At 65.3% G+C, this 25,665-nt stretch carries 23 protein-coding genes and 1 pseudogene; 14 read left to right on the top strand and 10 right to left on the bottom strand.

Going from position 1 to position 25,665, the window contains the following annotated elements:
- Nucleotides 1-14: 14 nt before the first annotated feature.
- Nucleotides 15-536: a polysaccharide biosynthesis/export family protein gene (locus BMZ97_RS01245; RefSeq protein ID WP_244546187.1), complete on the bottom strand. Its 522-nt coding sequence runs from the start codon at nt 534-536 to the stop codon at nt 15-17.
- Nucleotides 537-755: 219 nt separating this feature from the next.
- Between BMZ97_RS01245 and BMZ97_RS01250 the strand changes: the two genes are divergently transcribed.
- Nucleotides 756-2,942, top strand: a complete 2,187-nt coding sequence (locus BMZ97_RS01250) for a GumC family protein (RefSeq protein ID WP_175525389.1) — start codon at nt 756-758, stop codon at nt 2,940-2,942.
- Nucleotides 2,943-2,945: 3 nt separating this feature from the next.
- On the opposite strand, the gene BMZ97_RS01255 is transcribed toward BMZ97_RS01250, so the two are convergent.
- Entirely contained in the window at nt 2,946-4,175 is a 1,230-nt protein-coding gene (locus BMZ97_RS01255) for a GNAT family N-acetyltransferase (protein ID WP_092164682.1), read from the bottom strand.
- A 357-nt stretch (nt 4,176-4,532) separates the two neighbouring features.
- Between BMZ97_RS01255 and BMZ97_RS01260 the strand changes: the two genes are divergently transcribed.
- Nucleotides 4,533-5,585 (top strand): polysaccharide deacetylase family protein, encoded by a 1,053-nt coding sequence (locus BMZ97_RS01260; protein WP_092164683.1) that lies wholly within the window; start codon nt 4,533-4,535, stop codon nt 5,583-5,585.
- A 370-nt stretch (nt 5,586-5,955) separates the two neighbouring features.
- Nucleotides 5,956-6,069 (top strand): annotated as a pseudogene (locus BMZ97_RS31505) (polysaccharide deacetylase); the annotation flags it as partial.
- Nucleotides 6,070-6,312: 243 nt separating this feature from the next.
- On the opposite strand, the gene BMZ97_RS01270 reads toward BMZ97_RS31505, so the two are convergent.
- Complete coding sequence (locus BMZ97_RS01270; protein WP_092164685.1) at nt 6,313-6,522, bottom strand: DUF2842 domain-containing protein; 210 nt, start codon at nt 6,520-6,522, stop codon at nt 6,313-6,315.
- A gap of 130 nt (nt 6,523-6,652) precedes the next feature.
- On the opposite strand from BMZ97_RS01270, the gene BMZ97_RS01275 reads away from it, so the two are divergent.
- Nucleotides 6,653-7,738, top strand: coding sequence for a COX15/CtaA family protein (locus BMZ97_RS01275; RefSeq protein ID WP_280141701.1), 1,086 nt, complete (start codon nt 6,653-6,655; stop codon nt 7,736-7,738).
- A 73-nt stretch (nt 7,739-7,811) separates the two neighbouring features.
- Here the strand turns inward: BMZ97_RS01275 and BMZ97_RS01280 are convergent, their stop codons facing one another.
- From BMZ97_RS01280 to BMZ97_RS01290, 3 genes are all read right to left on the bottom strand, one after another.
- Nucleotides 7,812-9,089, bottom strand: coding sequence for an O-acetylhomoserine aminocarboxypropyltransferase (locus BMZ97_RS01280; RefSeq protein WP_092164686.1), 1,278 nt, complete (start codon nt 9,087-9,089; stop codon nt 7,812-7,814).
- Between the two features lie 87 nt (nt 9,090-9,176).
- A complete protein-coding gene (locus BMZ97_RS01285; protein ID WP_092164687.1) occupies nt 9,177-10,409 on the bottom strand; it encodes an FAD-dependent oxidoreductase in 1,233 nt (410 codons plus the stop codon).
- 187 nt (nt 10,410-10,596) lie between these two features.
- Nucleotides 10,597-11,127 (bottom strand): CoA-binding protein, encoded by a 531-nt coding sequence (locus tag BMZ97_RS01290; protein WP_092164688.1) that lies wholly within the window; start codon nt 11,125-11,127, stop codon nt 10,597-10,599.
- Nucleotides 11,128-11,321: 194 nt separating this feature from the next.
- Between BMZ97_RS01290 and BMZ97_RS01295 the strand changes: the two genes are divergently transcribed.
- The 4 genes from BMZ97_RS01295 (at nt 11,322) to BMZ97_RS01310 (ending at nt 15,118) form a co-directional block, all read left to right on the top strand.
- Nucleotides 11,322-11,603 (top strand): hypothetical protein, encoded by a 282-nt coding sequence (locus tag BMZ97_RS01295; RefSeq protein WP_092164689.1) that lies wholly within the window; start codon nt 11,322-11,324, stop codon nt 11,601-11,603.
- A 20-nt stretch (nt 11,604-11,623) separates the two neighbouring features.
- The gene (gene speB, locus BMZ97_RS01300) at nt 11,624-12,580 is read left to right on the top strand and encodes an agmatinase (RefSeq protein WP_092164690.1); all 957 of its coding nucleotides are present in this window, start codon (nt 11,624-11,626) and stop codon (nt 12,578-12,580) included.
- 380 nt (nt 12,581-12,960) lie between these two features.
- Nucleotides 12,961-13,896, top strand: a complete 936-nt coding sequence (gene argC, locus BMZ97_RS01305; RefSeq protein ID WP_092164691.1) for an N-acetyl-gamma-glutamyl-phosphate reductase — start codon at nt 12,961-12,963, stop codon at nt 13,894-13,896.
- 118 nt (nt 13,897-14,014) lie between these two features.
- Nucleotides 14,015-15,118: a helix-turn-helix transcriptional regulator gene (locus tag BMZ97_RS01310; protein WP_244546188.1), complete on the top strand. Its 1,104-nt coding sequence runs from the start codon at nt 14,015-14,017 to the stop codon at nt 15,116-15,118.
- Between the two features lie 228 nt (nt 15,119-15,346).
- Here the strand turns inward: BMZ97_RS01310 and BMZ97_RS01315 are convergent, their stop codons facing one another.
- Nucleotides 15,347-16,198 carry a fumarylacetoacetate hydrolase family protein gene (locus BMZ97_RS01315; protein WP_092164693.1) on the bottom strand — a complete coding sequence of 284 codons (852 nt, stop codon included), beginning with the start codon at nt 16,196-16,198 and terminating at the stop codon, nt 15,347-15,349.
- Nucleotides 16,199-16,629: 431 nt separating this feature from the next.
- Here BMZ97_RS01315 and BMZ97_RS01320 point away from each other — a divergent pair, with 431 nt between their 5' ends.
- The gene (locus tag BMZ97_RS01320; RefSeq protein WP_092164694.1) at nt 16,630-17,949 is read left to right on the top strand and encodes an OmpP1/FadL family transporter; all 1,320 of its coding nucleotides are present in this window, start codon (nt 16,630-16,632) and stop codon (nt 17,947-17,949) included.
- A 169-nt stretch (nt 17,950-18,118) separates the two neighbouring features.
- Here BMZ97_RS01320 and BMZ97_RS01325 read toward each other — a convergent pair whose 3' ends face one another.
- Nucleotides 18,119-18,922, bottom strand: a complete 804-nt coding sequence (locus tag BMZ97_RS01325; RefSeq protein WP_092164695.1) for a transporter substrate-binding domain-containing protein — start codon at nt 18,920-18,922, stop codon at nt 18,119-18,121.
- Nucleotides 18,923-19,138: 216 nt separating this feature from the next.
- Nucleotides 19,139-19,516 (bottom strand): MerR family transcriptional regulator, encoded by a 378-nt coding sequence (locus tag BMZ97_RS01330; protein WP_092166468.1) that lies wholly within the window; start codon nt 19,514-19,516, stop codon nt 19,139-19,141.
- Between the two features lie 71 nt (nt 19,517-19,587).
- Between BMZ97_RS01330 and BMZ97_RS01335 the strand changes: the two genes are divergently transcribed.
- A complete protein-coding gene (locus BMZ97_RS01335; RefSeq protein WP_092164696.1) occupies nt 19,588-20,457 on the top strand; it encodes an aldo/keto reductase in 870 nt (289 codons plus the stop codon).
- A 6-nt stretch (nt 20,458-20,463) separates the two neighbouring features.
- Here BMZ97_RS01335 and phaC read toward each other — a convergent pair whose 3' ends face one another.
- Nucleotides 20,464-22,200 (bottom strand): PHA/PHB synthase family protein, encoded by a 1,737-nt coding sequence (gene phaC, locus BMZ97_RS01340; RefSeq protein ID WP_244546251.1) that lies wholly within the window; start codon nt 22,198-22,200, stop codon nt 20,464-20,466.
- A gap of 219 nt (nt 22,201-22,419) precedes the next feature.
- Here phaC and BMZ97_RS01345 point away from each other — a divergent pair, with 219 nt between their 5' ends.
- The 4 genes from BMZ97_RS01345 (at nt 22,420) to BMZ97_RS01365 (ending at nt 25,613) form a co-directional block, all read left to right on the top strand.
- Nucleotides 22,420-22,881 carry a hypothetical protein gene (locus BMZ97_RS01345; protein ID WP_092164698.1) on the top strand — a complete coding sequence of 154 codons (462 nt, stop codon included), beginning with the start codon at nt 22,420-22,422 and terminating at the stop codon, nt 22,879-22,881.
- A 266-nt stretch (nt 22,882-23,147) separates the two neighbouring features.
- Nucleotides 23,148-24,368, top strand: coding sequence for an LL-diaminopimelate aminotransferase (locus tag BMZ97_RS01350; RefSeq protein ID WP_092164699.1), 1,221 nt, complete (start codon nt 23,148-23,150; stop codon nt 24,366-24,368).
- 327 nt (nt 24,369-24,695) lie between these two features.
- Complete coding sequence (locus BMZ97_RS31105) at nt 24,696-25,127, top strand: hypothetical protein (protein ID WP_092164701.1); 432 nt, start codon at nt 24,696-24,698, stop codon at nt 25,125-25,127.
- Between the two features lie 24 nt (nt 25,128-25,151).
- Nucleotides 25,152-25,613, top strand: a complete 462-nt coding sequence (locus BMZ97_RS01365; protein ID WP_092164702.1) for a GNAT family N-acetyltransferase — start codon at nt 25,152-25,154, stop codon at nt 25,611-25,613.
- Nucleotides 25,614-25,665: the final 52 nt, after the last annotated feature.

Consider the following 25,665-nt stretch of genomic DNA (forward strand, 5'->3'; position numbering starts at 1 on the left):
GCGCTCCGGACGGATCAGAACCAGCGTTCCTTGATGACGATCGTATCGCCCGGCTGGACGGAATAGGTGATCGGCACCGTCGCGGTGATCAACTGGCCGTCGACCTGCCGCGTCACCTCGGCCGAGGTGCGTTGCCCGCGCGGCGTGAAGCCGCCGGCGATTGCGACCGCCGTCTGCACCGTCATGCCGTTGACGTAAGGAAACTGGCCGGAATTGGAGACTTCGCCCAGAACGAAGAACGGGCGGTAGGTGTCGACCTCGACCGAAACCTTGGGCTCGCGCAGATAGCCGCGCCGCAGCCGGCCCTCGATCGCCTTTTCGAGCTGCTGGGTGGTGTGCCCTTGCGCCTCGATCGTATCGATCAATGGCATCGAGATGCGGCCAGCGCCGTCGACCGCGTAGATGTTCGAGAGATTATCCTGCCCAAAGACGATGATGCGGAGGCGGTCGCCACTGGCGAGCCGATAAGGGCCGCTCGGCTGGGCGACGGCGTAATCGGCGTCGACATAGCGTGGTGTGCAAGCGGTCGCGGTCATGGCGACGGCCAGAACGAGAGGGACGAGATGGCGACTCATCGCGAGCGATACCCATGCGGAAACTGAGGTCAGGATTAGGCTGATATGGTTAAGAAAATCTGATGATGAACAAGGTCTGTCTGCCAGTTGCCGGCTTTAACTCGGCACTAACCTTACTGAGCTTTGATGGTGATCGCGTTCTCTCCAGAGCGCCGCGAAGTGTCCGTGAAGGGAAGCGTCATGACCGCTCAGACCGAGAGCCAAGCGCGAGCCGAAAGCCAGGCACGAACCGAAAACTATGGGCGTGATGCCGGCGAGGCGCGCGGCGACATGCTCGATCTGCCGGCGCTGTGGGCGGCGATCAAGCATCGCAAGCTCTGGATCATCGCCCCGACGGTGGCGGCGCTCGGCCTGTCCTTCGTCGCGGTCAACCTCGTCCCTGCCCGCTACACCGGCGAGGCACGCATCCTTCTGGAGAACCGCGACAGCTTCTATACGCGGCCGGGGCAGAGCACCGGCGAGAGCTCGGGCCAGCAATTCGACAGCGAAGGCGTGCAGAGCCAGGTCCAGGTCATCATGTCGCGTGACCTGGCGCGCGAGGCGATCAAGCGCATCGGCCTTGTCGGCAATTCCGAGTTCGATGCGGGCGCAGGCGCGCTGAGCGCGCTGAAGAAGATCGGCGTGATGATCGGAATCGGCGGCCATCCGGCCGATCGGTCGCCGGAAGAGCGCGTCCTCGAGAAATATTATGACCGCTTGCTGGTCTATCCCGTCGGTCGCTCGCGCATCGTCTCGGTCGAGTTCACTTCGCGCGATCCCGAGCTCGCGGCCAAGGGGGCCAATACGATCGCCAGCACCTATCTGGAGACGCAGGAGGCGGCGAAGCAGGACACGGCGCGCAGCGCCTCCTCCTGGCTCTCGACCACGATCGAGCCCTTGCGCAAACGCCTTGCCGAGGCCGAGGCCAAGGTCGAGGAATACCGCTCCCGCAATGGCCTGCTGGTTGGCGCCAACAACACCACGATCACCTCCCAGCAGCTCACCGACCTCTCGGCTCAGCTTTCTGCCGCCCGCAGCCAGCAGGCCGAGGCGCAAGCCAAGGCCGGCCTGATCCGCGACGCGATCAAGCAGGGGCGTACCTTCGAAATTCCCGATGTCGCAAATAACGAACTGGTGCGCCGCCTGATCGAGCAGCGCGTCAACCTGCGCGCCCAGATCGCGCTCGAATCGCGCAACCTTCTCTCCGAGCATCCGCGGATCAAGGAATTGAACGCCCAGCTTGCCGATCTCGAGGGTCAGCTCCGTGCTGCCTCCGAGCGTGCCGTACGCACCCTTGAGAACGAGGCCAAGATCGCCGGCCAGCGTGTCGAGAGCTTCACCGCCGCCCTCGATGGCCAGAAGAAGAACGTTTCCAGCGCCAATGACAGCGAGGTGCAGCTGCGCGCCCTGGAGCGCGAGGCCCGCACGCTGCGCGACCAGCTCGAGCAGTATATGCAGCGCTACCGCGAGGCGATGGCGCGCGACACCCAGAACGCTGCACCGGCCGATGCCCGCATCATCTCGCGCGCCGTGGAGCCGACCGAGCCGTCCTTCCCCAAGAAGATCCCGACCATGGTTGTGGCGACGCTGGCGACCTTCATGATCGCGCTGGCCGCGGTCGCCTCGCGCGAATTGCTCAGCGGGCAGGCCGGTGCGCCGTCCGGCAAGCCGCAGCGCGCTCCGGGTTGGGTCGGCGGCGGCACGACCGCTCGCACCGATCCGCGTCGCGAGCGCGTCGCGGGGCTGCTCACCCATGGCGGCCGGCTCGGCCAGATCACGCTCGACCTCGAGCGGCCGGAAGAGACGCTGGCCGATCTCGCCGAGCGGATCGACGAGCCGCCGCGCGGCATGGCCCCGATGGTCGTGGTGCTGGATGGCGGCGGTGACGGCGCGACGACGGCCCGCGACCTGGCCGAACTGTTGTCCCAGCGCTGCCGCTGCATCATCGTCGATCTCGTCGTCGACGAGGATCTCAGCCAGCCCGGCTTCTCGGAGCTGCTCGCCGGCGAGGCGCTGTTCTCCGATATCATCACGCGCGCCGAGGGCTCGCGGCTGCATCGCATCGGGCCCGGCCATGCCGGCCGCGACGCGGTGCTGGCGGCACCTCACCTTGTCGAGGTCGCGCTGGATGCGCTCTGCGAGACCTATGACTGGGTGCTGGTGGCGGCAGCCTCAAGCGATGACAGCGCCGTTCTGGCGCCGATCGCCGGGCGCGCCCAGGGCGGGCTGGTCATGGCCGGCCAGGTCGGCAACGGCCACGCGGTCGAGGCGGCCTATCGCCTCTCGGATCTGACGAAGGCGCCGGTTGCGCTCGTGCTCGACGCGCCGCCCGTCAACTTCGCCGGGGCGATGGCGATGATGCGCCAGCATGACGAGGAACCGGCCTGAGGCCTATTCCTCGCTGGCGCTGCGGCCCCGGTTCAGCCAGCCCGAGGCGCGCTGCGCCAGTTTCAGCAGCATCGGCGAGCTTTTGACCCGGCGCTTGAGCGCGCGCTTGGCCCGGGCCACGCTGGCGAAGGCGCGTCCCTTCATTGTGAGCGGCAGGAAGGTGTCGACCAGTTCGTCGCGATCGTCGCAGATCGTCGTCTTGTAGCGCGCTTCGCCGACGCCGAGATCGAAGACGCTGATGCCGGCATGGCCTTTCAGCTTGATCAGATCGACCAGCAGGATCTCGCCGGGGCTGGTCTTGGCGATCTCGCTGTCCATGTCGAAGGAGGTCGCCATCCCGGAGAAGCGCTGGCCCTGTACCGCGCCGACATAGGTCGCGACCGAATGGCCCTCGACATCGAGCGAATAGAGTTCGAGCGCAGGCGCGACCGCGCCGCCCGTCGCGGCGGCGCGCTGCAGGAAGGAGCGCATCGCCGGATCGGCGAAAGGATCGGGCACGCCCATGGCCCTGAAGCGCGCGGCCTTCTGGATCAGGAAGGCGTCGATCACGCTGGCGATCTCGCCCTGGCTCTCCGCCTTGACCAGTCGCGACGCGCCGAAGCTGGCGAAGCGGTTGCGCTTGTTCTTGAGCTTCTTATGCGCGTGGCTGCTCATGGCGCGCCGCAGCGCACCGTCGGAATCGCCTGGCGTGAGCGCGAGCTTATAGGCGCCGCTCGGGCTCGGCCCGGCTGCGAGCCGGGCCGTCGGGTTCGCCACGCCCTGCCACAGCGTCGGCTGGTTGACGAAGACGAAAGCGTCGAGCCCGCCGATCGCCGCCCCGATCTCGTCGAGCATCCGGCGCGTCGTTTCGGCATCGAGGGCTGCGGCAAAATCGGGCGCGTAGAGGCCCATATGATAATTGGCGTGCTTGCCGCCGATGAATTCGGCGAAGCGGATGCCGTTGCGGCGCATGATGACCAGCGGCAGGATCGCGATCGGCTGGGCCAGCGCGTCGCGCAGCACGGCATAGCGGAAATCCATGCCATGGGCCGCTCCGACCGTCTCGGTGAAGGGCTGCACCCAGCCATAGGCCTGATAGGGCGTCACCAGCGCATGCGCCTCCAGCGCGCGCCAATCGGCTTCGATCGCGGCGATATCGGAGGAGACCGCGAGCGAGCGCCAGGGCCGGGCGCCAAGCGCGCTGTGGTTCTCCGTGAGAGACAGGGCCGAAGGGCGTTCGGCGAGTGCGGACATGCTCAAGCGGCCTCTGCGGGCAAATGATGCGCCCTTTTAACCCGCTATTGTGAACAGTCCGGTCAAGCTCGCGTGAGCTGGCCGCGAGATCGGTGAACAGCGTTACCGAGCGGTTGCTAGAGCAGGATGCGAAAAAGTGGGAAGCGGTTTTTCGCAATCGATCCGGCTCTAACTCTTTGATGAGAGACGGATTCAGATTTCACACGGGATCACTTTGTGATCCCGTGTGAAATCATCCGGCTCTAGAGCATTTTCGAGCAAAGTGGACACCGGTTCGCGTGAAGACGATGCGATGAGACAAGGAAGTAGAGCATTCCCGCGATTCGGAGGAACGCGAGAATGCTCGAGGGATAAGCGATGAACCTGCGCCACAAAGCCTTCTCGGCCGTGTTCAAGGCGATCGCGCTGACGCGCGCGGATCGCTGGGGCAGGGGCTTTGCGCAAGGCGCGGGCGTGATCCTGACTTTGCACCATGTCCGGCCGGCTTCTCCCGCGGGATTCCAGCCCAACCGCCTGCTGGAGATCACGCCGGAGTTTCTCGACCTGACCCTGACGCTGATCAGGGGCGAGGGTTATGACGTCGTCTCGCTCGATGAGGCTGTGGCGCGCCTGACCAGCAACAGGCAGAGCCGTTTCTTCGTCGCGCTGACCTTCGACGACGGCTATCGCGACAATCTCGACCATGCCTGGCCGGTGCTGGCGAAGCATGAGGCGCCCTGGACGCTGTTCGTGACGCCCGGCTTCGCCGACCGCAGCGCACGGCTCTGGTGGCTGGAGCTGGAGGAGGCGATCCGCGTCCTGCCGTGCATCGCGGTGGAGCTGCCCGATGGCGGCTTTGCCGCTCGCACCGAAACCGACACTGAGAAGCTGCACGCCTTCACCGCGCTCTACTGGCGTCTGCGCAAACAGCCGGAAGCGATTCTGCTCTCTGCGATTTCCGCCCTGGCGCAACAGGCGGGCGTCGATGCCGCTGCGCTCACTGAGCGCGATTGCCTGCCCTGGGAGACGCTGCGCGCTGTCTCGGGCGCGCCCGGCGTGACGATCGGTGCCCATACGCTCAGTCACCCGATGCTGGCGAAACACGAGGCCGAGGTCGCCCGCAGCGAGATCGTCGAGAGCAAGGCGCGGCTCGAGGCGGAGCTCGGCATCCCCATCCGCCATTTCGCCTACCCGGTCGGCGATCCCGGTTCGGCGGGACCCCGCGAATTCAAGATGGCGGGGAAGGCGGGGTTCGCGAGCGCCGTGACGACGCGGCCGGGCCATCTCTTCGACGCGCATGCGCACCATCTCCACGCCTTGCCGCGCGTTTCGCTCAACGGTTTGCACCAGAGCGAGGAGGCGGTGCGGGCGCTGCTCTCCGGCCTGCCGCTTCTGCTGTGGAACCGGGGACGGCGGGTGAATGTGGGGTAGCTTGGCGGGGATGATGCTGTGAGTGGTTATTTTTTGGGACTCGTGATCATACCGGCTGTGTTGTTCGCTGGTGGATGGCTCTTATTCTATACGAGTGAGACGACGTATCAGGTCGTTCTCGCTAAGATATTTGGGCTTTTACTGGTCGCCCCATTCCTGTTCATCGCGTCCATGTCAGCAAACATGCCTCATGTTCACGACGATCCCGCGATAGCGCCGACTTACGGCATGTTTATATTGGCCGGAATTATATTTAAATTTAATAGAAAGATCGGGATTTATTTTACAGGGATCCCGTATGCGGTGATGCTGTATTTTTACTTAAGTAGATAGAGGCGTTCCAGCTCGCGCCGAAAATCTCGATCGGCTCTTGCCGCGCGTTTCGCTCAACGGTTTGCCTCAGATCTGTGAGGCGGTGCGAGGGCTACTCTCGGGTCAGCCGTTTCTGCTGTGGAACCGGGGGCGGCGGGTGAATGTGGGGTAGTGTGCCTCTGCTCGAAAACCAGCAGGCGCGGGAGCCCTCTCCTGTAAGGAGAGGGTTGGGTGAGGTGTAGGCCGTTTGACGCTTTGGCCGTGGCCTCACCGCTGCTTCGCTGTGAGGGCGTTACGCAACTGGTCCAGGGGCCGACACCTCACCCCTGCCCCTCTCCTTACAGGAGAGGGGTTCCCCGCGCCCTTTCCCTCAGTCTCGGGTGCTGCCCTCGGATCCGAGAATGACGACCGCCCTTCACCTCTCGTCCTTACGCTCCATCCAGCGGATCAGCGGCAGAAGCGGCAGGACCCAGGCGAGGCCGAGCGCGATATAGGCGATCGTCTGCACCAGCTTCGGCGCCTCGGTGATGCGGCCCTGCGCCAGCGCCATGGCGACGAGTGCGTAGACGCAGACGAAGACGAGGATCGCGACGGTGCCGATCAGCTTTCGGTGGCTCTGGGTCATGCTTCGTCTCCGGCCGCGCACACCGTCGGCTGCGGCAATGCGGGCGTTGTCGGGTCTATCTTGCGGGTCTATCTGTCACCCGCGCGCCTGATTGTGAAGCGCGGCATTGACGAGCGAAGGCGCAACTTCCGTGACGATCGCCCTGGACCAGCCTGTTTCCGAGACCCGCAGCGATACAAGCTTTGCTGGCATCCGCCGTTGGCTCTGGATCGTCGCCGCGCTCGTCTTTGTCATGGTCATCGTCGGCGGCGCGACGCGGTTGACGGGCTCGGGCCTCTCGATCACCGAATGGAAGCCGATCACCGGCGCATTGCCGCCGCTCTCGCAGGCCGCCTGGGCGGCCGAGTTCGAGAAATATCGCGCGAGCCCCCAATACCAGCTCCTCAATGCCGGCATGGCGATCGGTGAGTTCAAGTTCATCTATTGGTGGGAATGGGGCCACCGCCAGCTTGGCCGCTTCATCGGACTGGTCTATCTCGCCGGTTTCCTGGTCGTGGCGCTGCGCCGCCTGCTGCCCTGGCGGCGGACGTTCACCCTCTTCGGCATGGGCCTGCTGCTGGGCCTGCAAGGGGCAATCGGCTGGATCATGGTGGCTTCGGGGTTGGAGCCCGGCATGGTCGCCGTCGCGCCGGTGAAACTGACGCTGCATCTCACCTTCGCCGGGTTGTTCTTCGCCTCGGTCATCGCTTTTGCGACCTCATTGACACCGCTGCGGCGCGTCGAGCCGGCGCGGGCGCGCGCTGTGGCCTGGCTGCTCCTGGCGCTGCTCTTCCTGCAGATCGCGCTCGGCGGGCTTGTGGCTGGGGCGCGGGCGGGCTTCACCCTCAACACCTGGCCGTTGATGGACGGCGCGCTCGTGCCGCCGGCCTCGATGCTGTTCGCGCAGAACCCGTTCTGGGAGAATTTCGTCGACAATGTCGCCCTGGTGCAGTTCAACCACCGCCTCGGCGCCTATCTCCTGCTCGCGGTCGCGCTCTGGCACATGCTCTGGCTGCGCCGCGTCATGCCGGGCTCGGGCGCGGCCAAGCGCGCCACCGCAATCACGGGCCTCGTCCTGGCGCAATCGGCGCTCGGCATCGTGACCTTGCTGCTCGTCGTGCCGCTCTGGGCGGGGCTGGCGCATCAGGCGCTCGGCTTCACTGTGCTCGCCATGGGCGTGGTGCATCTGACGCGGACGGAGGGGGCTGCGCGCGCCGTGTCGTCATTGCGAGCGTAGCGAAGCAATCCAGGAGCGGCAGCGCTCGACGCCCTCCTGGATTGCTTCGTCGCTATGCTCCTCGCAATGACGGTTAGGCCAGCGCCTGATCGAGATCGTCGATCAGATCGGCGACATCCTCCAGCCCGATCGAGAGCCGCACCACCTCCGGTCCGGCGCCGGACGCCGTCTTCTGCGCGTCGGTGAGCTGGCGGTGGGTGGTCGAGGCCGGGTGGATCACCAGCGAGCGGGTGTCGCCGATATTGGCGAGATGCGAGAACAGCTTGAGGTCCGTGACCAGCTTGACGCCGGCCTCGTAGCCGCCCTTGAGGCCGATGGTCATGACCGCGCCGCCGCCCTTGGGCGAGTAGCGCTGGGCGAGCTCGTAATATTTATTGCCGGGCAGGCTGGCATAGCTGACCCATTCCACTGCCGGATGGCTCGACAGGTGTTTGGCGACCGCCAGCGCGTTCTCGCAATGGCGCTGCATGCGCAGCGGCAGGGTCTCGATGCCGGTCAGGATCAGGAAGGCGTTGAAGGGCGAGAGCGCCGGACCCATGTCGCGCAGGCCGAGCACACGGGTTGCGATGGCGAAGGCGAAATTACCGAAGGTCTCGCCCAGCACCATGCCGTTATACTCCGGCCGGGGCTTGGACAGCATCGGGTATCGGTCGTCGCCGACCCAGTTGAACGAGCCGCCATCGACGATGATGCCGCCGACGGAATTACCGTGCCCGCCGAGGAACTTGGTGGCGGAGTGCACGACGATGTCGGCGCCATGCTCGAAGGGGCGGATCAGATAGGGGCTCGCCATCGTGTTGTCGACGATCAGCGGGATGTTGTGCTTTTTGGCGATGGCCGCGATGCCGGCGATGTCGACCACGACGCCGCCGGGATTGGCGATCGATTCGATGAAGATCGCCTTGGTCTTGGGCGTCACCGCCGCGGCAAAGCTCTCAAGATCGTCGGAATCGGCCCAGATCACGCCCCAGCCGAAGTTCTTGTAGGAGTGGTTGAACTGGTTGATCGAGCCGCCATAGAGCTTCTTGGCGGCGACGAACTCGTCGCCGGGCTGCAGCAGCGCGTGGAAGGTCAGGAACTCGGCGGCATGGCCCGAGGCGACGGCGAGTGCCGCCGTGCCGCCTTCGAGCGCAGCCACGCGCTCCTCCAGCACTGCATTGGTCGGGTTGCCGATGCGGCTGTAGATATTGCCGAAGGCCTGCAGACCGAAGAGCGAGGCGGCGTGGTCGACATCGTCGAAGACGAAGCTGGTGGTCTGGTAGATTGGCGTGGCGCGCGCGCCGGTGGCTGCGTCAGGGGCCGCGCCCGCATGGATGGCAAGCGTGTGGAAACCCGGTGCGCGGTCGGTCATGGCGTGCTCCCTGAAAACTTCTGAATTCGAGACGATGCGTTCGTTTTAAAGAACGGTCGCGATGGCGTCAATTCAGGGGCCAGGTGCTCAGGGGCGGGCTGCGAGCTGCGGCCCGATATGCTCGGGCCGGATGCCGAGGCCGACGATGCGCGCCGGGATGCGGCGCAACATCGGGAACCAACCGAACAGCTTGACGAGGAAGGGCGGCCCGAGCGGCGCATCGCTGTCGGCGCGCGCCAGGAGCGGCGAGATGATGCGGTTTTGCGCCAGGACCTGGATGCGTTGCGTCGCCCTGGTCGGGAACTCCCGGCGCTCCTGCACGGCTGCGAGATCGGCATCGGTGAGCCGCTTCTCGCGCAAGGGCGCGGCGAGGCGATTGGCCGCCGCAACCGCGTCCTGCACCGCGAGATTGACCCCAACGCCGCCGATCGGCGACATCGCATGCGCTGCGTCGCCGATGCAGATGAGGCCGGGGCGCCACCATCTCTCGAGCCGGTCGACGGCGACCGTCAGCAGCTTGACGTCGTTCCAGTTCGTGATCGTCTCGATCCGGTCGGCGAACCAGGGCGCCAGCGCCACGATTGTCTCGCGGAAGGCCGGCAGCCCTGCTGCGCGCAGATCCTCGAGCTTGCCCTTGGGAATGACGAAGGCGCATTGCCAGTAATCGCCCCGGTCCAGCGTGACGAGCAGGCGGCCATTGGCGACCTGGCCGCCGGTCTGGCCGGGGTCGCTTGCCTCGCGCGGCAGCCTGAACCAGAGGACGTCCATCGGTGCGCCGATGTCGAGGCTTTTCAGGCCGGACGCCGCCCGGATATCGGAATGGCGCCCATCGGCCGCAACGACGAGATCGGCGCGGATGCTGAGCGGGCCGCCATCGGCCGTGCCGGTGAGGCCGGTGATCCGGCCGTCCTCCTCGATCAACCCCTCGGCCTTCGCAGTCATCAGCAAGGTGAAGCGCGCCTGCTCGCGGCCCCTGTCGGCCAGGAAGTCGAGGAAATCCCATTGCGGCATCATCGCGACATAAGGAGCCACGACCGGCAGATGCGTGAAATCGACGAACTGAATGGTCTCGTCGCCGAAGCGGATGGCGAGCTCGCGGGTCTTGGTGTGCGGCAGCTTGAGGAAATCCTCGAGCAGGCCGAGCTCGTGCATCACTTGCAGCGTCGAGGGGTGGATGGTGTCGCCGCGGAAATCGCGCAGGAAATCGGCATGCTTTTCCAGCACGACGACATCGACGCCGGCACGCGCCAGCAGGAAGCCGAGCATCATCCCGGCCGGGCCGCCGCCGGCGATGCAGCAGGTGGTGGAGAGCTCGCGCATCGCATCGCCTCCGCGGTCCAACCTTCGGCACTTAAACGCAAGGTCATCCCGGGCGAAGCGAAGCGCAGACCCGGGATCCATTCCTGAGCCTCAGCCAATGAATGCTCCGGAATGGATCCCGGATCGGCGCGGCTTTCAGCCGCTTGTCCGGGATGACCCGGTGGTTACAAGCAAAATCACCATGGCCTCACGTCCCCGGCCGATGGATCGTCAGCTTCTGAAAACCCTTGCCGGCGAGCACCGGCTTCTTCGAGGAGAGTATCCGCGAATTGACGCCCTGCCAGCCGATCTCGCCGGAGAGCCGGCCATATTCGATCTTGGGGCAGCGATTCATGATCACGGTGACGCCCTTTGCCTCGGCCCGCGCGGCGGCCTCGTCATTGCGCACCGAAAGCTGCATCCAGATCACCTTGGGCAGAGGATCGAGCGTCAGAGCCTCGTCGGTGATCGGTCCGGCTGCTTCCGAATTGCGGAAGATCTCGACCATGTCGATCGCTCCGGGGACGTCCTTGAGTGAGCCATAGACGGTCTTGCCCAGCAGCGTCTGTCCAGCGAGCCCCGGATTGACGGGGATCACGTCATAGCCGCGATCGAGCAGGTATTTCGTCACGATCCAGCTCGGACGCGCCTCATTGCTGGAGGCTCCCACCAGCGCGATGCGCTTCACGCTCTTGAGGATGTCGCGGATCAGGCTGTCGGGGTAGGCGTCGTGAGGCATGAAGCTGATCCGGCAAGAGGGCGAGGTGGTTCTACACCTGCGCTGGCGGAGCGTCGATCTCGAAGCACGAGCGGCGCTCCCAGCGGTAAACCTGCTGGAAACGACAGATTCGGCTGCGGAACCTTGCCGCAGCGGCTGGAGCCGCAAGCGGGTCGTGCTAAATCCTCAAACTCGAACCGCCGTTTCGGAACTCCATGCGCGTCCTGCTCGTCCTGATCGCCTTCGGCATGATTGCCGTGCCCGCTCTGCTTGCGCTGTCGCGCGAGGATGCATCGCGCGGCCGGCGCATCGGCAGCGCGCTGGTGATCTTTCTGGCGCCGGCCATCGCGCTCGGGATGATCCATGGCGTGCCGGAGCTCAATGGCCGAGCGCTGGACTATCCGATCGCCTGGACGACGCTGCGGCTGGTGCTTTCCGCGCTCGCGCTGATCCTGCCCTGGTGCCTCTATGTCTGGCTTGCCGGCCCGCGCCGCTGAGCCCTTTCGAGATCGCTGACATGACCGAACCCGCCGACACCCCGACGATCGACCACGCCTTCACCGGCGACAGGCGCGGGGCCGCGCATGACCCGACCTATGCCGGCGCGCTCTCCTTCATGCGCCGCCGCTACAGCAAGGATGTCACCGGCTGCGACCTGGTGATCTGGGGCGTGCCCTTCGACCTTGCCGTCTCGAACCGGCCGGGCACGCGCTTCGGCCCGCAAGCCCTGCGCCGCGTCAGCGCGATCTTCGACGGCGACGCGCAATATCCCTCGCGTATCGACCCGTTCGAGCATCTCTCGGCTGTCGATTACGGCGATTGCCTGCTGCCGCGCAGCGATCTCCAGGGCTGCGCCAAGGCGATCGAGGAGGGGGCGGCGAAGATCATCGCCAGCGGCGCCCATCTCGTCACGCTCGGCGGCGACCATTTCATCACCTTGCCGCTGCTGCGCGCCCATGTCGCCCGCCATGGCAAGCTCGCTCTGGTGCAGTTCGATGCGCATCAAGACACCTGGGATGACGGCGTCGGCGCGATCAGCCACGGCACCTTCGTGCTTGAGGCGGTGCGCGAGGGGCTGATCGATGTCGAGCGCTCGATCCAGATCGGCATCCGCACGGTCGCGCCGCGCGATTGCAGCATCGCGGTCATCGACGGTTACGAGGCGCAGACGCTGGGCGTGGACGGCGTGGTCGCGCGCATCAGGCAGCGGGTGGGGCAGGGCCCGGCCTATCTCACCTTCGACATTGACGGGCTCGACCCCGCCTTCGCGCCGGGCACCGGCACGCCGGTGGCGGGCGGGCTTTCCGCGGCGCAGGGGCTGGGCATGGTCTGGGGCATCCGCGATCTCGATTTCCGCGGCATGGACGTGGTCGAGGTCTCGCCGCCCTATGACCATGCCGATGCGACCGCAATCGCCGGCGCGGCCGTGGCGCAGCATTACATCCAGGCGCTGGCGCTGAAGAAGATGGGATGATGCGGTTGAATCGGTTTGGCAGCACTGCGGCGCAACCGATTCAAATCATTGAGATAGGCCCTCTCGTCATGCTCGGCCTTGTGCCGAGCATCCACGTCTTGAACACGACGCTTGCCGGACGAAGACGTGGATGGTCGGGACAAGCCCGACCATGGCGGTGGAGCGTTGGCCTGCGTCGAGATTGACAGCGCAGCCTCCCTCCATCATATCCCTCTCCATGATCACGAACCCGATCCGACGTCGCCCGACCATGGCCGCCCCTGCGCGACCGCGATGACGCTCGGCTGTTAGTCCGATTGTCCGCGACCGCGCCATGAGCGCGGTTTTTTTATGTCTGAAGCCGACGAAACAACCTGCTTTCGCACCCATCGGGGGTCCAGATGAGCCAGAACCTGAAATCCATCTTCATCGACGGCGAGGCCGGCACCACGGGGCTCGGCATCCGCGACAGGCTCGCGGCCGTGCCCGAGGTCGTGGTCAAGAGCATCGCTGCCGACAAGCGCAAGGATCCCGCCGCGCGCAAGGAGATGATGGCGGGCGTCGATCTCGTCGTGCTCTGCCTGCCCGATGATGCGGCCAGGGAATCGGTCGCGCTCGCCGACGAGCTGGGTGGGGATGCGCCCAAGATCGTCGATGCGGCGACGGCCCATCGCGTTGCGCCGGACTGGGTCTATGGCTTCGCCGAGATGGCGCCCGGCCATGCCGAGAAGATCGCCAACGCCAATCGCGTCTCCAATCCCGGCTGCTATCCGACCGGCGCGATCGCGCTGCTGCGGCCGCTGGTCGATGCCGGCCTGTTGGCGCAGGACCACCCCGTCACCGTCAATGCGGTGTCGGGCTATTCCGGCGGTGGCAAGAGCATGATCGAAGCCTATGAGGCCGGCGCTGCTCCGGCCTTCGAGCTCTACGGGCTTGGGCTCCATCACAAGCACCTGCCGGAATTGCAGCTCTATTCGCGCCTGACGCGGCGGCCGATCTTCGTGCCCTCGGTCGGGAATTTCCGGCAGGGCATGCTGGTCTCGATTCCGCTGCATCTCGACATGCTGCCGGGCAAGCCGACGACCGCCGCGCTCGAGGCTGCTCTGGCGGCGCACTATGCCGGCTCGACCTATGTCAGCGTCGTGCCGAGCGCCCAGGCCGGTGGCAAGCTGGAGCCGGAATCGCTCAACGACACCAACCGGCTGGAACTGCGCGTCTTCGGCGATGACGCGCTGGGGCAGGCGGTTCTGGTCGCCAAACTCGACAACCTCGGCAAGGGCGCGTCGGGTGCGGCGGTGCAGAACATCCGGCTGATGCTGGGGCTCGCTGAGGGCTGATATCGAGCCTTCACGGAAACGTGAAGAGAGGCCTGTCCTAACACAAGGCCGTTTCCGCGGGCGCGTCGTACCATAATGGCAGATGCGCGCCGCGAAGGCGCGGCGAAAGGAAGAGTTCTTGCCGACGGCCGTGTCCCCGGAAAACCAATTGATCGACCGCATCTATGAGGCGGCCATCGTCTCGGAGGGATGGCCGGAGGTCTTGCGGGCGACGGCCGAGGTTGCCGGCTGCCGTGAGGCGCTGTTCGGCACGATACTGGATGGAGAGGCGCGCCTGACGGCGTCGAGCGCGGCCTTCGAGAATACCTATAACGACATCATGCTGCGCCTGCCCGTGCCGGTGAACCAGCGCAGTTTGCGGCTTCTTGCCTGCCGGCATGCGGGCTTCATCACCGATACGGATGTGTTCACGGCTGACGAGATCGCCACCGAGCCGCTCTATCAGGAGATGCTGATCCCGTCAGGCTATGGCTCGGCCGCGGCGACGGCGATTACCTGCCCCTCGGGCGATGTGATCGTCGTCCATTGCGAGCGCGGTTTCGACGAAGGCACGGTGGAGCCCGAGGCGGTCGCCTCGCTCAACCGCTTGCGGCCGCATTTCGCCCGCGCCGGCCTGCTCGCGCGGCGTCTCGGCCTGGAGCGGGCGAGGGCTGCCGCCCAGGCGCTCGAAATGATGGGTTTGCCTGGCGCCGTGCTGGGGCCGGGCGGGCGCATTCTCAGCAGCAACAGCCTGCTGAGCGCGCTGATGCCGGCGGTCTTTCGCGACCGGCCGGCGCGGCTCGGGATCGTCGACGCCGCCGCCGACCGCATGCTGGAGACGGCCATGGCGGCGCTCGCCTATCAGGCTCATGACGCGGCGGTGCGGTCGATCGCGATCCCGGCAGGGCAGGGGCACCCGCCCATTGTCGTGCATCTCTCGCCCGTGACAGGCCGGGCGCGCGACGTGTTTACGCTGGCGAGCGCGATCCTGGTCGCGACGCCGGTGCTGCCCCATCGCGTTCTCGGCGCCGATCTCATCGAGGGCCTGTTCGACCTGACGCCGGCGGAGGCGAAGCTCGCGGCGATGATCGCCGCCGGGCATGCGCCCCGGCAGGCGGCGCAGCGACTGGGCGTGACGGAGGGGACCGCGCGCACGACGCTCAAGCGCGTCCTCGCCAAGACGGGGGTTCACCGCCAGTCGGACCTCGTCGGCATGCTTCAGGGCGCGGCCAAGCTCGGCTGACTGCCGAGGCGGCAGGATAAACCGCTATGCCCCCATTTGGGGGGTGCGCGGATCGCGACGGCGTGAAATCTCTGGAAACATATGCGGCCGGTCGGCTGCAGTTAGGGGCGTCGTCACTCCGGCGGACCGCTTCCGGTGGGCTCTCATGGCAGAGAGGGCCGTTCGCCGGTTGAAGCTTACGCCACCATGACCGGGTCAAGCGGCCATGGTGGCGTTTTTTTTAAGCTCTCAGGAAGCCTTGAACGGCACGAAGTTCTGCTTCTGCGTGCCCAGCCCGTCGATGCCGAGCGTGACGACCTCGCCGCCCTTCAGGAAGCGCGGCGGCTTGAAGCCGAGGCCGACGCCGGGGGGCGTGCCGGTGGTGATGACGTCGCCGGCATCCAGCCGCATGAACTGGCTGATGTAATGCACCAGATAGGCGGCGCCGAAGATCATCGTCTTGGTCGAGCCGTTCTGGACGCGCTCGCCATCGACCTCGAGCCACATGCCGAGATTCTGCACGTCGGCGATCTCGTCGGGGGTCACCAGCCAGGGGCCGAGCGGCCCGAAGGTCGGGCAGCCCTTGCCTTTTGCCCATTGCCCGCCGCGCTCGGCCTGGAACTCGCGCTCCGAGACGTCGTTGCAGACGCAGAAGCCGGCGATTGCGGCCATGGCGTCCTTTTCGTCGATATAGGAGCCGCCGTCGCCGATGACGATGGCGAGCTCGACCTCCCAGTCGGTCTTCACCGAGGCCTTCGGGATCATCACGTCGTCATAGGGGCCGACGATGCAGTTCGGCGCCTTGTTGAACAGGATCGGCTCCTTGGGGATCGCGGCGCCGGTCTCGGCGGCGTGATCGGCGAAGTTGAGGCCGACGGCGATGAAATTATGCACGTCGCCGACGCAGGCGCCGATTCGCGGCGAGCCCTGAACGAGCGGCAGCGATTCGGGATCGAGCGCCTTGAGCTTGGCGAGCGAGGCCGAGCCGAGCGTCTTGCCGGCGAGATCCGGAATCACGCTGGAGAGGTCGCGCAGGCCGCCCTTGGCGTCGAGAAGCGCCGGTTTTTCCTGGCCGAATGCGCCGTATCGCAGCAGTTTCATTGTGTTTCCCCCTGTTTCAATCGATCTAAGTCGGGTGGCGCGCACCTGAGCGGATGGGGCGCGCAATGACAAGTGAGTTCCCGCGCATGACGCGGCTGCGTCTGGATAGCCATGAGATTGTTGCGCCGATGCAACGTATCCCGCGAAAGCAACAAGCCCGGCAATCGGGCTGCCTTGCATGGATTTTAGCCGGGTGCGTCGAAATCGGCGATAGTTCGCATGTAAACGATCGTTTTGTCCGTGCTGCTTCGCGACGATGCGAGAAATCGGCGGGTTTTTGCCGGCTTTCCGGCATGCCGCATCGGAAACAAGCGAAGTTGCGGCGTTTTCAGGGCGCTTGCGGCGGGATTGCGGCGAAACCGGCCTCGCGTCATGGTGGTGTCAGCGAGGCGCTTCGACCTCGAAAGACGCAATCAAAGGGATGGAATAGGATGAAGAGCTCCGTTCGCCTCATCGCCGCGGCAACCGTTTCGGCAGCTGCTCTTCTCGCGGCCGGCTCGGCGTCTGCCAGCTCCTTCGCCATCCGCAGCGGCCAGAGCGCCGAAGGGCTCGGCATGGCCTATGCCGGCGCTGCCTCGGGTGGCATCGGCATGGGGTCGATGGCCTGGAACCCGGCCACGATCACCATGTTCCCCGGCCGCAACAGCAACTGGAACTTCACCTATCTCAACGCGAATGCCGATTATCAGCCGACTGCGCCGACACGCCTGGGTTCGCCCCTCGGGCCGCTGAGCCCGATCCAGAACGGTACCGGCAATCTCGGCGGCGACGGCGCCTTCATCCCGGCCTCCTACAGCGCCTGGCAGCTTACCGACCGCTTCTGGCTCGGCGTGACCACCGGCGCGCCCTATGGCCTGCGCTCCAAGCCCGACCAGCAGGTCAATGCCGGACAGGTCTATGGCCGCTCGGCCAAGGTGCAGACGATTAACGTCTCGCCGACCGTCGGCTATAAGGTGAACGACTGGCTCTCGGTCGGCGCCGCGCTGCAGGTCCAGTACTTCAATGCCGCGCTGAAGCAGGCCTCGGGCATCGGCCCGACGGCGGCACCGGTGATCCTCGAAGGCGATACGATCGATTTCGGCTACCGCTTCGGTTTTACCCTGACGCCGTTCCAGGGGACCTCGATCGGCCTTGCCTATCGCTCGGAGGTGCGCCAGACGCTCGAGGGCACGTTCCGCACGCCGCTTGCGGTCATTCCGGTCAAGGCCAACCTCAACCTGCCCGATTCGGTCGTGCTCGGCGTTTCGCAGGTGCTGAACGACCAGTGGCAGGTCCATGCCGGCGTGGAATGGACGAACTGGAGCCGCTTCCGCAACATTCCGATCGTCAGCAAGCTGGGCGGCGTGCCCGTCACGAGCCTGAACTTCCAATATGACGATGCTTGGTATTTCTCGCTGGGCGCGGAATACAAGTATAGCAGCGCGCTGACGCTGCGCGCCGGTGTCGGCTACGAGCTTTCGGCCGTGAACGACCGCAACCGCACGATCTTCATCGCCGACAATGACCGCCTCTGGCTCTCGGCCGGTCTGAGCTATCAGGTCACGGACAAGCTGAAGCTCGATCTCGGCTACACCTATATCGATGTGAAGAAGGCGAGCGTGAACTACACCGGCACGCATCCGCAGCAGGCCGCCGTGTTCTACACCGCCGAGGCCAAGCCCTTCATCCACGTCGCCTCGGTCGGCTTGACCTATCGCTGGGACGACCCCGCCGAGACGGTCCCGGTGCGCCCGGTCGTCCGCAAGAACTGAGCGGAGCTTCCGCACAATGGAAAAGCCGGCCTTGGGGCCGGCTTTTTTTGTTTGTGAAGCTTGGGGCGAGCGCGGGGCTGTGAAGGCATCTCTGCGGACGGGCAGCGCTCATAGCGGCGGCCCGGCTACACAAGAAATGTCGCGCCGCGCCCTCTGGAGATTGTTACGGTCACGGTTCCTGCGTATCGGCCGGAGCAACCGCAAGACCATCGATGCCGCTGCGCGCGACGGAGCACGCCAGAAAGCCGCTTGAGCGCATCTCGCCGAGGGCCGCGTTGATCAGCTGAAGCCGGTCCTGATGATCGAGTGGCACGGCCACGGCTTGCGGCACTCCGTAAAAATTGTCGTCGAGCATTCGCAGGCCGGGAACGCCGTGCGTCGCGCTGGCGAGCCGCTGTCGCCCGCCCGCGAAGGCAATCACGTCCCCGGTCCGAAGCCACTGGACGCCATCTCGCAAGGTATAGTCGGGCGTCTCTCGCAGCTTCGCTGCGGCGAGCCACCCTTTCAGCCAGACGCCGACACTGTCATCGGTGTTCACTCCAATCACCTGAGCGGGTCGGTCAAGCTCCTTCACGGAGCGGAGCGGGGAATCCGCACTCACAAGCGCGCTCTGCTGCACCAGCATGTACGTCCGGGAGTAGAGCACAATGCCGGTGCGCGCCGGGTTTGGAGCGACAAATCCAATGTCGACCTGACCGCTTCGGACTGCCTCGAGCACGGCGGCGGCCGTCGGGAGGGGCGTGATGTTGACCGGCACGTCCGCCCGGCGGCCGAGCTCGCGCGTGATGTCGGCGATCACACCCGAAATTGTGCCGGTTGCCGGGTCGAGGCGAGCCTGCGCGACGTTCGTACCGATATAGGCAACGCGCAGCGTGCCGCTTGGCGCCAGCACGGGGTCGGCAGCCTGCACCGAACAGGCGAACAAGACCGCAATGAGCGTGAGCAGGGCGCAGCGCATGGGAAACCTCGGCATGGGAAACCTCCGCCCATTGCTAGGCGCTAGGGTATCGTGGTCACAACTTATCCGCTCCGGCGAAAAGCGATATGCGCCGGCGAAAACACCTAGGGCGTCTTCGAGCGAAGTGGGGTACCGGTTCCCACGCGACAAACGCGAAGCGTTTGCGCGGGGAAAGCGCGTCAAAACAATGACTTGGAGCACTTAAATGATCCAGCTGGATCGGAGCCCGCGCTAGGTCGGCTCCGCGCCTTGTTCGCCGCTGACGAGCCATGTGCGCTTAGCTCTCAAATAGTCGGCCATCGCTTTCAAATCAGCTGCCTTGGCCTCGAGCTTGTCGATCTGCGCGCTGACGATTTCGATCCTCCGCTCGGACGTCATGCGTCCGGCGCGGCGCTCGGCACCCAGGGCCGCGATCTCCTTGAGGGACAGTCCGGCGGCCCGGGACAGGCGAATGAGTTCGACGGCGCTCACGTCGCTTTCGGCGAAGACCTGATACGCATGGCGACCGCCCTTTGTGCCCGCACCGGGGCGGAGAAGCCCGAGGCGGACATAGAAGCGCACCGTGTCGGTTGTCAGCCCGGTCGCCCGCGCAAATTCGGAGATCAGCACGATCCGTCTCTTGACCATGGAGTATGGTCCACACTTACAGCATCTGCCTCGGCAGGTGCAGAGGTGACGAGATGACGAACGAGATCTTTCGGATCGGCGGTGATCTGCCGGTGCATCGCATGGGATTTGGCGCAATGCGCCTGACTGGCCCCGGCGTCTGGGGACCGCCGGAGAAACCGGCTGAAGCGGCCGCCGTCTTGCGCCGCGCGGTCGAACTGGGAATCGATTTCATCGACACCGCCGACGTCTATGGCCCCGGCGACAATGAGAGGCTGATCAGGGACACGCTGGTTCCCTACGAGCCGGGGCTGGTGATCGGCACGAAAGGCGGGATGGTTCGCAGCGGCCCGGCGACGCCGGACAATCCTGGCATCTCTATGAATGGCCGCGCCGCGCATATCCGCCGGGCCGTCGAAGGCAGCCTGCGCGATCTGGGCCTTGAGTGCATCGACCTCTATCAACTCCACCGGATCGATCCGGCGATTCCGATCGAGGACACGATGGCGGTGTTCCTCACCTTGCGGAACGAAGGCAAGATTCGCCATATCGGCCTGTCCGAGGTCGGGATTGAGCAGATCGAGCGAGCGCGATCGGTCGTCGAGGTCGCTACCGTCCAGAACCGCTACAATCTGGCCGATCGCCGCCACCACGACGTTCTGGAATACTGCGAGCGGCACGGGATCGGCTTCATCGCCTTCTACCCGCTCGGGGCCGGCACATTGGCCAAGTCGGCGGCGGTGAAACAGATCTCGGTGCGCACCGGCGCAACGTCGGGGCAGGTCGCGCTGGCATGGCTGCTGCAGAGATCGCCTGCGACAATCCTGATCCCGGGTACGTCATCCCTGACGCATCTCGAACAGAACGTCGCTGCCCGCGACCTCGTTCTGACGGAGCAGGAGATGATGGCTCTCGAGCAGATGGATGTGATGTCGCTCGGGTGAGGGGCGCTACGCCTTCATCTTCACATAGCTGCCGGGCGCATCCTCCAACGCCGGCAGCTTGCCGTCGCCGGGCTGGCGCGCCGGGACGCGCTTTGGCGCCTGCGCCTCGATCCAGGCGAACCAGTGCGGCCACCAGGAGCCGGGATGCTCGGTGGCCGCTGCGATCCAATCCTCGTAGCGCCCCAGAGCCGGGCCGCCGGTCCAGTACTGATATTTGACCTTGGCGGGCGGGTTGACCACGCCGGCGATGTGACCCGAACCCGCCACGACGTAATCGACCGGGCCGCCGAAGCATTGCGAGCCGAGGAAGACCGACGGCGCCGGGGCGATATGGTCCTCGCGCGCGGCCAGGTTATAGACCGGGATCGTCACCTTCTTCAGGTCGAGCGCCTTGCCTCCGATGCGCATCTCGCCCTTTGAGAGCTTGTTCTCGAGATAGCAGCTGCGCAGGTAGAAGGAGTGGTTGGCGGCCGGCATCCGGGTCGAATCGGCGTTCCAGTAGAGCAGGTCGAAGGCGGTCGGGGCCTTGCCCTTGAGGTAGTTGTTGATCGCATAGGACCAGATCAGGTCGTTGGGCCGCAGCATGTTGAAGGCACCGGCCATGCGCGAGCCGTCGAGATAGCCGCTCTTGGCCATCTTCTCCTCGACCGCGCGAATCTGGTCCTCGTCGACGAAGACGGATAATTCGCCGGCCTTGGAGAAATCCACCTGCGTGGTGAAGAAGGTGGCGCTGTCGATGCGCTTGTCCCGGGTGGCCGCCATATAGGCCAGCGAGACGCCGAGCAGCGTGCCGCCGACGCAGTAGCCGATCGTGGTGACGCGCTTCTCGCCCGTCGCCTGCTCGATGGCGTCGAGCGCTGCAAAGACGCCCTCGCGCATATAGCTCTCGAAATCCTTGTTGGCGTGGCGCTCGTCGGGATTGACCCAGGAGATGCAGAAAACCGTCAGCCCCTGCGATACGCACCAGCGGATGAAGCTCTTCTCGGCGTTGAGGTCGAGGATGTAGAACTTGTTGATCCAGGGCGGCACGATCAGGAGCGGGCGCTTCAGCACCTGCTCGGTCGCGGGCGCGTACTGGATCAGCTCCATGATCTCGTTGCGGAAGATCACCTTGCCCGGCGTGGTGGCGATGTTGACGCCGACCTCGAAGGCATGCGCGTCCGACTGGCGGATCTTGAGTTCGCCCTTGCCGGCCTCGATGTCCTCGGCCAGCATCTTCATGCCGCGCACGAGATTGTCGCCGTTCTGCCGCAGGGTCTCGCGCAGCAATTCCGGATTGGTCGCGACGAAGTTCGAGGGTGAGAGCGCGCCGGCGATCTGCTTGACGTAGAAACGCGCCTTCTCGCGCGTATGCGGGTCGATGTCCTCGGTGCGCTCGACCACGTCCTCGGCCCAGCGCGAGCCGATGAGATAGGCCTGCTTGACGAAATCGAACATCGGATGCGCCGACCAGTCGGGGTCGTTGAAGCGCGCGTCGCGCTTGTCAGGCTGGGCCACGGGCTCGGTTGCCTCGCCGCTGACGCGCTTCAGCGTGGCGCTCCACAGGCTGAGGAAATCGGCGGTGATCGAGGCCTGCGCCTCGATGATCTTGCGGGGATCGCTGACCCAGCGCTCGGCGACGCGACTGAGCGTCTTGACCATCTCGCTGACCTCTTCGGTCGCAGCCGGCTTGGCCTCGCCACGCTCGATCGGCTTCAGATAGGCTGCGGTGACCTTGCCGTATTCCTCGACCAGGCGGCCCATATTCTGCGTGAATTGATCGAAGTCGGGCGCTAGGGTCTCCGGCGCGGCATCGGGCGATCCGGCGTCCAGTCTCGGCTTGTCGTCCTTTGGCCGATTCATGGCGCGTCTTCTCCCGTCGCTTTATTCTGCGGGGCAGCTTAACACTCCCCATTTTGGTCCCATTAAGGACGTAGCTGATATGATTGACAAACAAAAATCGACAATGCGCCGGAACTGCTCATGCTCTTCGACCCGCCCATGATGAAATCGATGATCATGCTGCTGGGGCCGGCCGTGATTGCCCTGTCGCTGGCAGGCTGCGCGGGCGAGGGGCCGGTCAAGACGGTGGCCGAAGTCGCCGGAATCGCCACGACCCCGCAAGAGCCCAAGAGCTTCGTGCAGCAGAGCCGCCCTGCCGATCCGGCCTATATCCCGATCAACAAGACGGTCGCCGTCAATCCCTTATGTCCCGGTCCGACCCCACCGCCAGCCTATACGCCGACGGGGCAGGCTGCCCGTTTCGCGGCTCCGGTGCCTGATCGGAAGCCGACCGACCCGTGCAAGCCGCGCGCCGAGTTCAAGCAGATCGAGAGCCAGCTCGAGGCCAGGCGAATGTCCAATGATGCGGCAGGTTCCCAGGCGGTCTCGCTCGGCAAGGCCTTGCCGGCGCCGGCTCCTGCTGCGGCGCTGCCGACGAACTGAGCCGGCATCGGCGCCGGGAAAACCGGCTTTTCCCGAGCGTTCGATCGATTCTTGCGTTTTTAGGGCTGCCAAGACCGAAGATGCGGTGCTAAGCACCCTTGGCGCAAGGATTATGACTTGCGCGCATCATTGGAGCATCGGCCCGAAAAGTGGAGTCCGGTTTTCGGAAGAAGCCGATGCAAAATCATAAGGACTACGGCATCGGACCGAATACGATATTCGGTCCGATGCCGTAGTCCGCCGTCCTGGCGAGGGATCTGTTCGATATGGCCGATTTTCACCGCATCAAGCGCTTGCCGCCCTACGTCTTCGAACAGGTCAACAAGATCAAGGCAGCCGAACGCGCCAAGGGCGTCGACATCGTCGATCTCGGCATGGGCAATCCTGACCTGCCGGCCCCCAGGCATGTCATCGAGAAGCTGGTCGAGACCGCCGGCAAGCCGCGCACCGACCGCTATTCGGCCTCCAAGGGCATCGGCGGCCTGCGCCGTGCCCAGGCGCATTATTATGAGCGGCGCTTCGGCGTGAAGCTGGACCCGGAGACGCAGGTCGTCGCGACGCTCGGCTCCAAGGAAGGCTTCGCTAATATGGCGCAGGCCATCACCGGCCCGGGCGATGTCGTGCTGGTGCCCAATCCGAGCTACCCGATCCACGCCTTCGGCTTCCTGATGGCGGGTGGCGTCATCCGCTCGGTGCCGGCCGAGCCGACGCCGGCGTTCTTCCCGGCGCTGGAGCGGGCGATCATCCATTCCGTGCCGAAGCCGATCGCGCTCGTCACCTGCTATCCCGCGAATCCGACGGCCTTCACCGCCTCGCTCGATTTTTACCGTGATCTCGTCGCCTTCGCGAAGAAGCACGAGCTGATCCTGCTTTCCGACCTTGCTTATGCCGAGGTCTATTTCGACGACAACAATCCGCCGCCCTCGATGCTGCAGGTGCCGGGTGCGATGGATGTGGCGGTCGAGTTCACTTCGATGTCGAAAACCTTCTCGATGGCAGGCTGGCGCATGGGCTTCGCCGTCGGTAATGAGCGGCTGCTGGCTGCGCTCGCACGCGTAAAATCCTATCTCGACTACGGCGCCTATACGCCGATCCAGGTCGCGGCGGCGGCGGCTCTGAACGGCCCCGACGATTGCATCCGCGAGATGCGCGAGATCTATCGCAAGCGCCGCGACGCGCTGGTCGAGAGTTTCGGCAAAGCCGGCTGGGAGGTGCCCGTGCCGCAGGCCTCGATGTTCGCCTGGGTGCCGATTCCGGAGAAGTTCCGCCATCTCGGCTCGCTGGAGTTCTCGAAGCTCTTGATCGAGAAAGCCGAGGTCGCGGTCGCGCCGGGCATCGGCTTTGGCGAGCATGGCGACGATTTCGTCCGCATCGCCATCGTCGAGAACGAACAGCGCATCCGCCAGGCGGCCCGCAATATCGGCCGCTTCCTCAAGACGGCGGACCAGACCCTGCACAACGTCATCCAGATGCCGAAGGCCGGGTGAGGGTGGAGCCGCCGCTTATCCCATCCGCATTGTCATCCCGGACGCAGCGAAGCGGAGATCCGGGATCCATTCCTGAGCTTTCCCGATTGGCGTTCCGGAATGGATCCCGGATCGGCGCGGCTGAAGCCGCTTGTCCGGGATGACGCGCGGGTGAGATATGGCGAAGCGGGACTGGACCGCGCAGCCCAAACATGGGAACCCCTTGGCGGCGGACATTCTCGTCCGGCTAGGGCAATGCTCTAAGCTTTTAGAATCGATCACGTTTCTCGCATTCGGACGATTCCGCCCGAATGCGAGAAACGTGATCTTGGGACTGAGGCACGCGAGATGTTCAGCAAAGGCCGTTTGATCGGCATCGGCTTCGGCCTGTTCGCGTTGATCAGCCTCGTCGCCACTTATGATTATTCGCGCGGGCGCCTGCCCGAGACGGATTCGCCGCTGGTCGCCGATGTGCTGGCCGCAACGGTTGCGCGCGATTGCGGCCGGGACGCCACCGAGATCGTCGCCCGCTATATCCCCCTGGGCACTGAACAGGCACAGGCCGAACAGGTTCTGGAGAGCGTGACCATCGTGCCGCCCAAGCCCTGGTTCTGGCGCCCCATGATCGAGAACTCGACCGCCTGGGACGGCGCCTCGGTGGAGGCGCTGCGGACGATCAAGGCCACGGCCTTCGGCAACAACCTGCTGCGGATCCATCTGAGCTTCACCGAGAAGAAGGTGAAGCGGATTGCAGCCGAGGTGGTCTGCCGCTTCGAGTGAGCGCCCGCGTATGGAGAACGTCCTGTGACGATCGTGGTTCAGCGAGAAAACCCGGATCAGCCGAGCGTCGTTGATTTCCTCAGGCAGGCTGATGAGCGCTCCTCGACGCTCTACCCATCGCAGAACCGGGTCGGATCGCCCCTGAGCGCGCTGCTGGCGGATAATATTCGGTTCTTCGTCGCAAGGGCGGACGGCAAGGCGCTGGGATGCGGCGGCTACGCCGTCTTCCCCGGCTCGGCTGAAATGAAGCGCCTGTTCGTCGATCCCGCTTCGAGAGGGCAGGGCGTCGGCTTCCGGCTCGTCCAGGCGATCGAGGCTGCCGCGGCTCAGGAGGGTGTCCGGCAGATCTTCCTGGAGACGGGCGTCAAGTCGGATGAGGCCTTGGGGCTCTACCGGCGCATCGGATTCAAGCAGTGCGGACCGTTCGGTTCCTATGCCAACGACCCGTTGAGCATCTTCATGGTCAAAGCGCTCGAGCCGGCGTGAATGGCCGGTCATCCCAAGCTGCGCCGTTGACTCGCGCCTCCCCTCATGCGAC

The sequence above is a fragment of the Allobosea sp. OK403 genome, from assembly GCF_900113835.1.
In the GTDB taxonomy this organism is placed as follows: Bacteria; Pseudomonadota; Alphaproteobacteria; order Rhizobiales; family Beijerinckiaceae; genus Allobosea.

Bases quoted from the DNA above. Each gene is read 5' to 3' on its own strand.
- BMZ97_RS01245 (WP_244546187.1), bottom strand. From the start codon at position 536: ATGACCGCGACCGCTTGCACACCACGCTATGTCGACGCCGATTACGCC.
- BMZ97_RS01260 (WP_092164683.1), top strand. From the start codon at position 4,533: ATGAACCTGCGCCACAAAGCCTTCTCGGCCGTGTTCAAGGCGATCGCG.
- BMZ97_RS01320 (WP_092164694.1), top strand. From the start codon at position 16,630: ATGAAGAGCTCCGTTCGCCTCATCGCCGCGGCAACCGTTTCGGCAGCT.
- BMZ97_RS01250 (WP_175525389.1), top strand. From the start codon at position 756: ATGACCGCTCAGACCGAGAGCCAAGCGCGAGCCGAAAGCCAGGCACGA.
- BMZ97_RS01280 (WP_092164686.1), bottom strand. From the start codon at position 9,089: ATGACCGACCGCGCACCGGGTTTCCACACGCTTGCCATCCATGCGGGC.
- BMZ97_RS01315 (WP_092164693.1), bottom strand. From the start codon at position 16,198: ATGAAACTGCTGCGATACGGCGCATTCGGCCAGGAAAAACCGGCGCTT.
- phaC (WP_244546251.1), bottom strand. From the start codon at position 22,200: ATGGGCCGCCTGGTCGAGGAATACGGCAAGGTCACCGCAGCCTATCTG.
- BMZ97_RS31105 (WP_092164701.1), top strand. From the start codon at position 24,696: ATGTTCAGCAAAGGCCGTTTGATCGGCATCGGCTTCGGCCTGTTCGCG.
- BMZ97_RS01255 (WP_092164682.1), bottom strand. From the start codon at position 4,175: ATGTCCGCACTCGCCGAACGCCCTTCGGCCCTGTCTCTCACGGAGAAC.
- BMZ97_RS01325 (WP_092164695.1), bottom strand. From the start codon at position 18,922: ATGCCGAGGTTTCCCATGCGCTGCGCCCTGCTCACGCTCATTGCGGTC.
- BMZ97_RS01285 (WP_092164687.1), bottom strand. From the start codon at position 10,409: ATGCGCGAGCTCTCCACCACCTGCTGCATCGCCGGCGGCGGCCCGGCC.
- argC (WP_092164691.1), top strand. From the start codon at position 12,961: ATGAGCCAGAACCTGAAATCCATCTTCATCGACGGCGAGGCCGGCACC.
- BMZ97_RS01345 (WP_092164698.1), top strand. From the start codon at position 22,420: ATGCTCTTCGACCCGCCCATGATGAAATCGATGATCATGCTGCTGGGG.
- speB (WP_092164690.1), top strand. From the start codon at position 11,624: ATGACCGAACCCGCCGACACCCCGACGATCGACCACGCCTTCACCGGC.
- BMZ97_RS01350 (WP_092164699.1), top strand. From the start codon at position 23,148: ATGGCCGATTTTCACCGCATCAAGCGCTTGCCGCCCTACGTCTTCGAA.
- BMZ97_RS01335 (WP_092164696.1), top strand. From the start codon at position 19,588: ATGACGAACGAGATCTTTCGGATCGGCGGTGATCTGCCGGTGCATCGC.
- BMZ97_RS01270 (WP_092164685.1), bottom strand. From the start codon at position 6,522: ATGACCCAGAGCCACCGAAAGCTGATCGGCACCGTCGCGATCCTCGTC.
- BMZ97_RS01290 (WP_092164688.1), bottom strand. From the start codon at position 11,127: ATGCCTCACGACGCCTACCCCGACAGCCTGATCCGCGACATCCTCAAG.
- BMZ97_RS01295 (WP_092164689.1), top strand. From the start codon at position 11,322: ATGCGCGTCCTGCTCGTCCTGATCGCCTTCGGCATGATTGCCGTGCCC.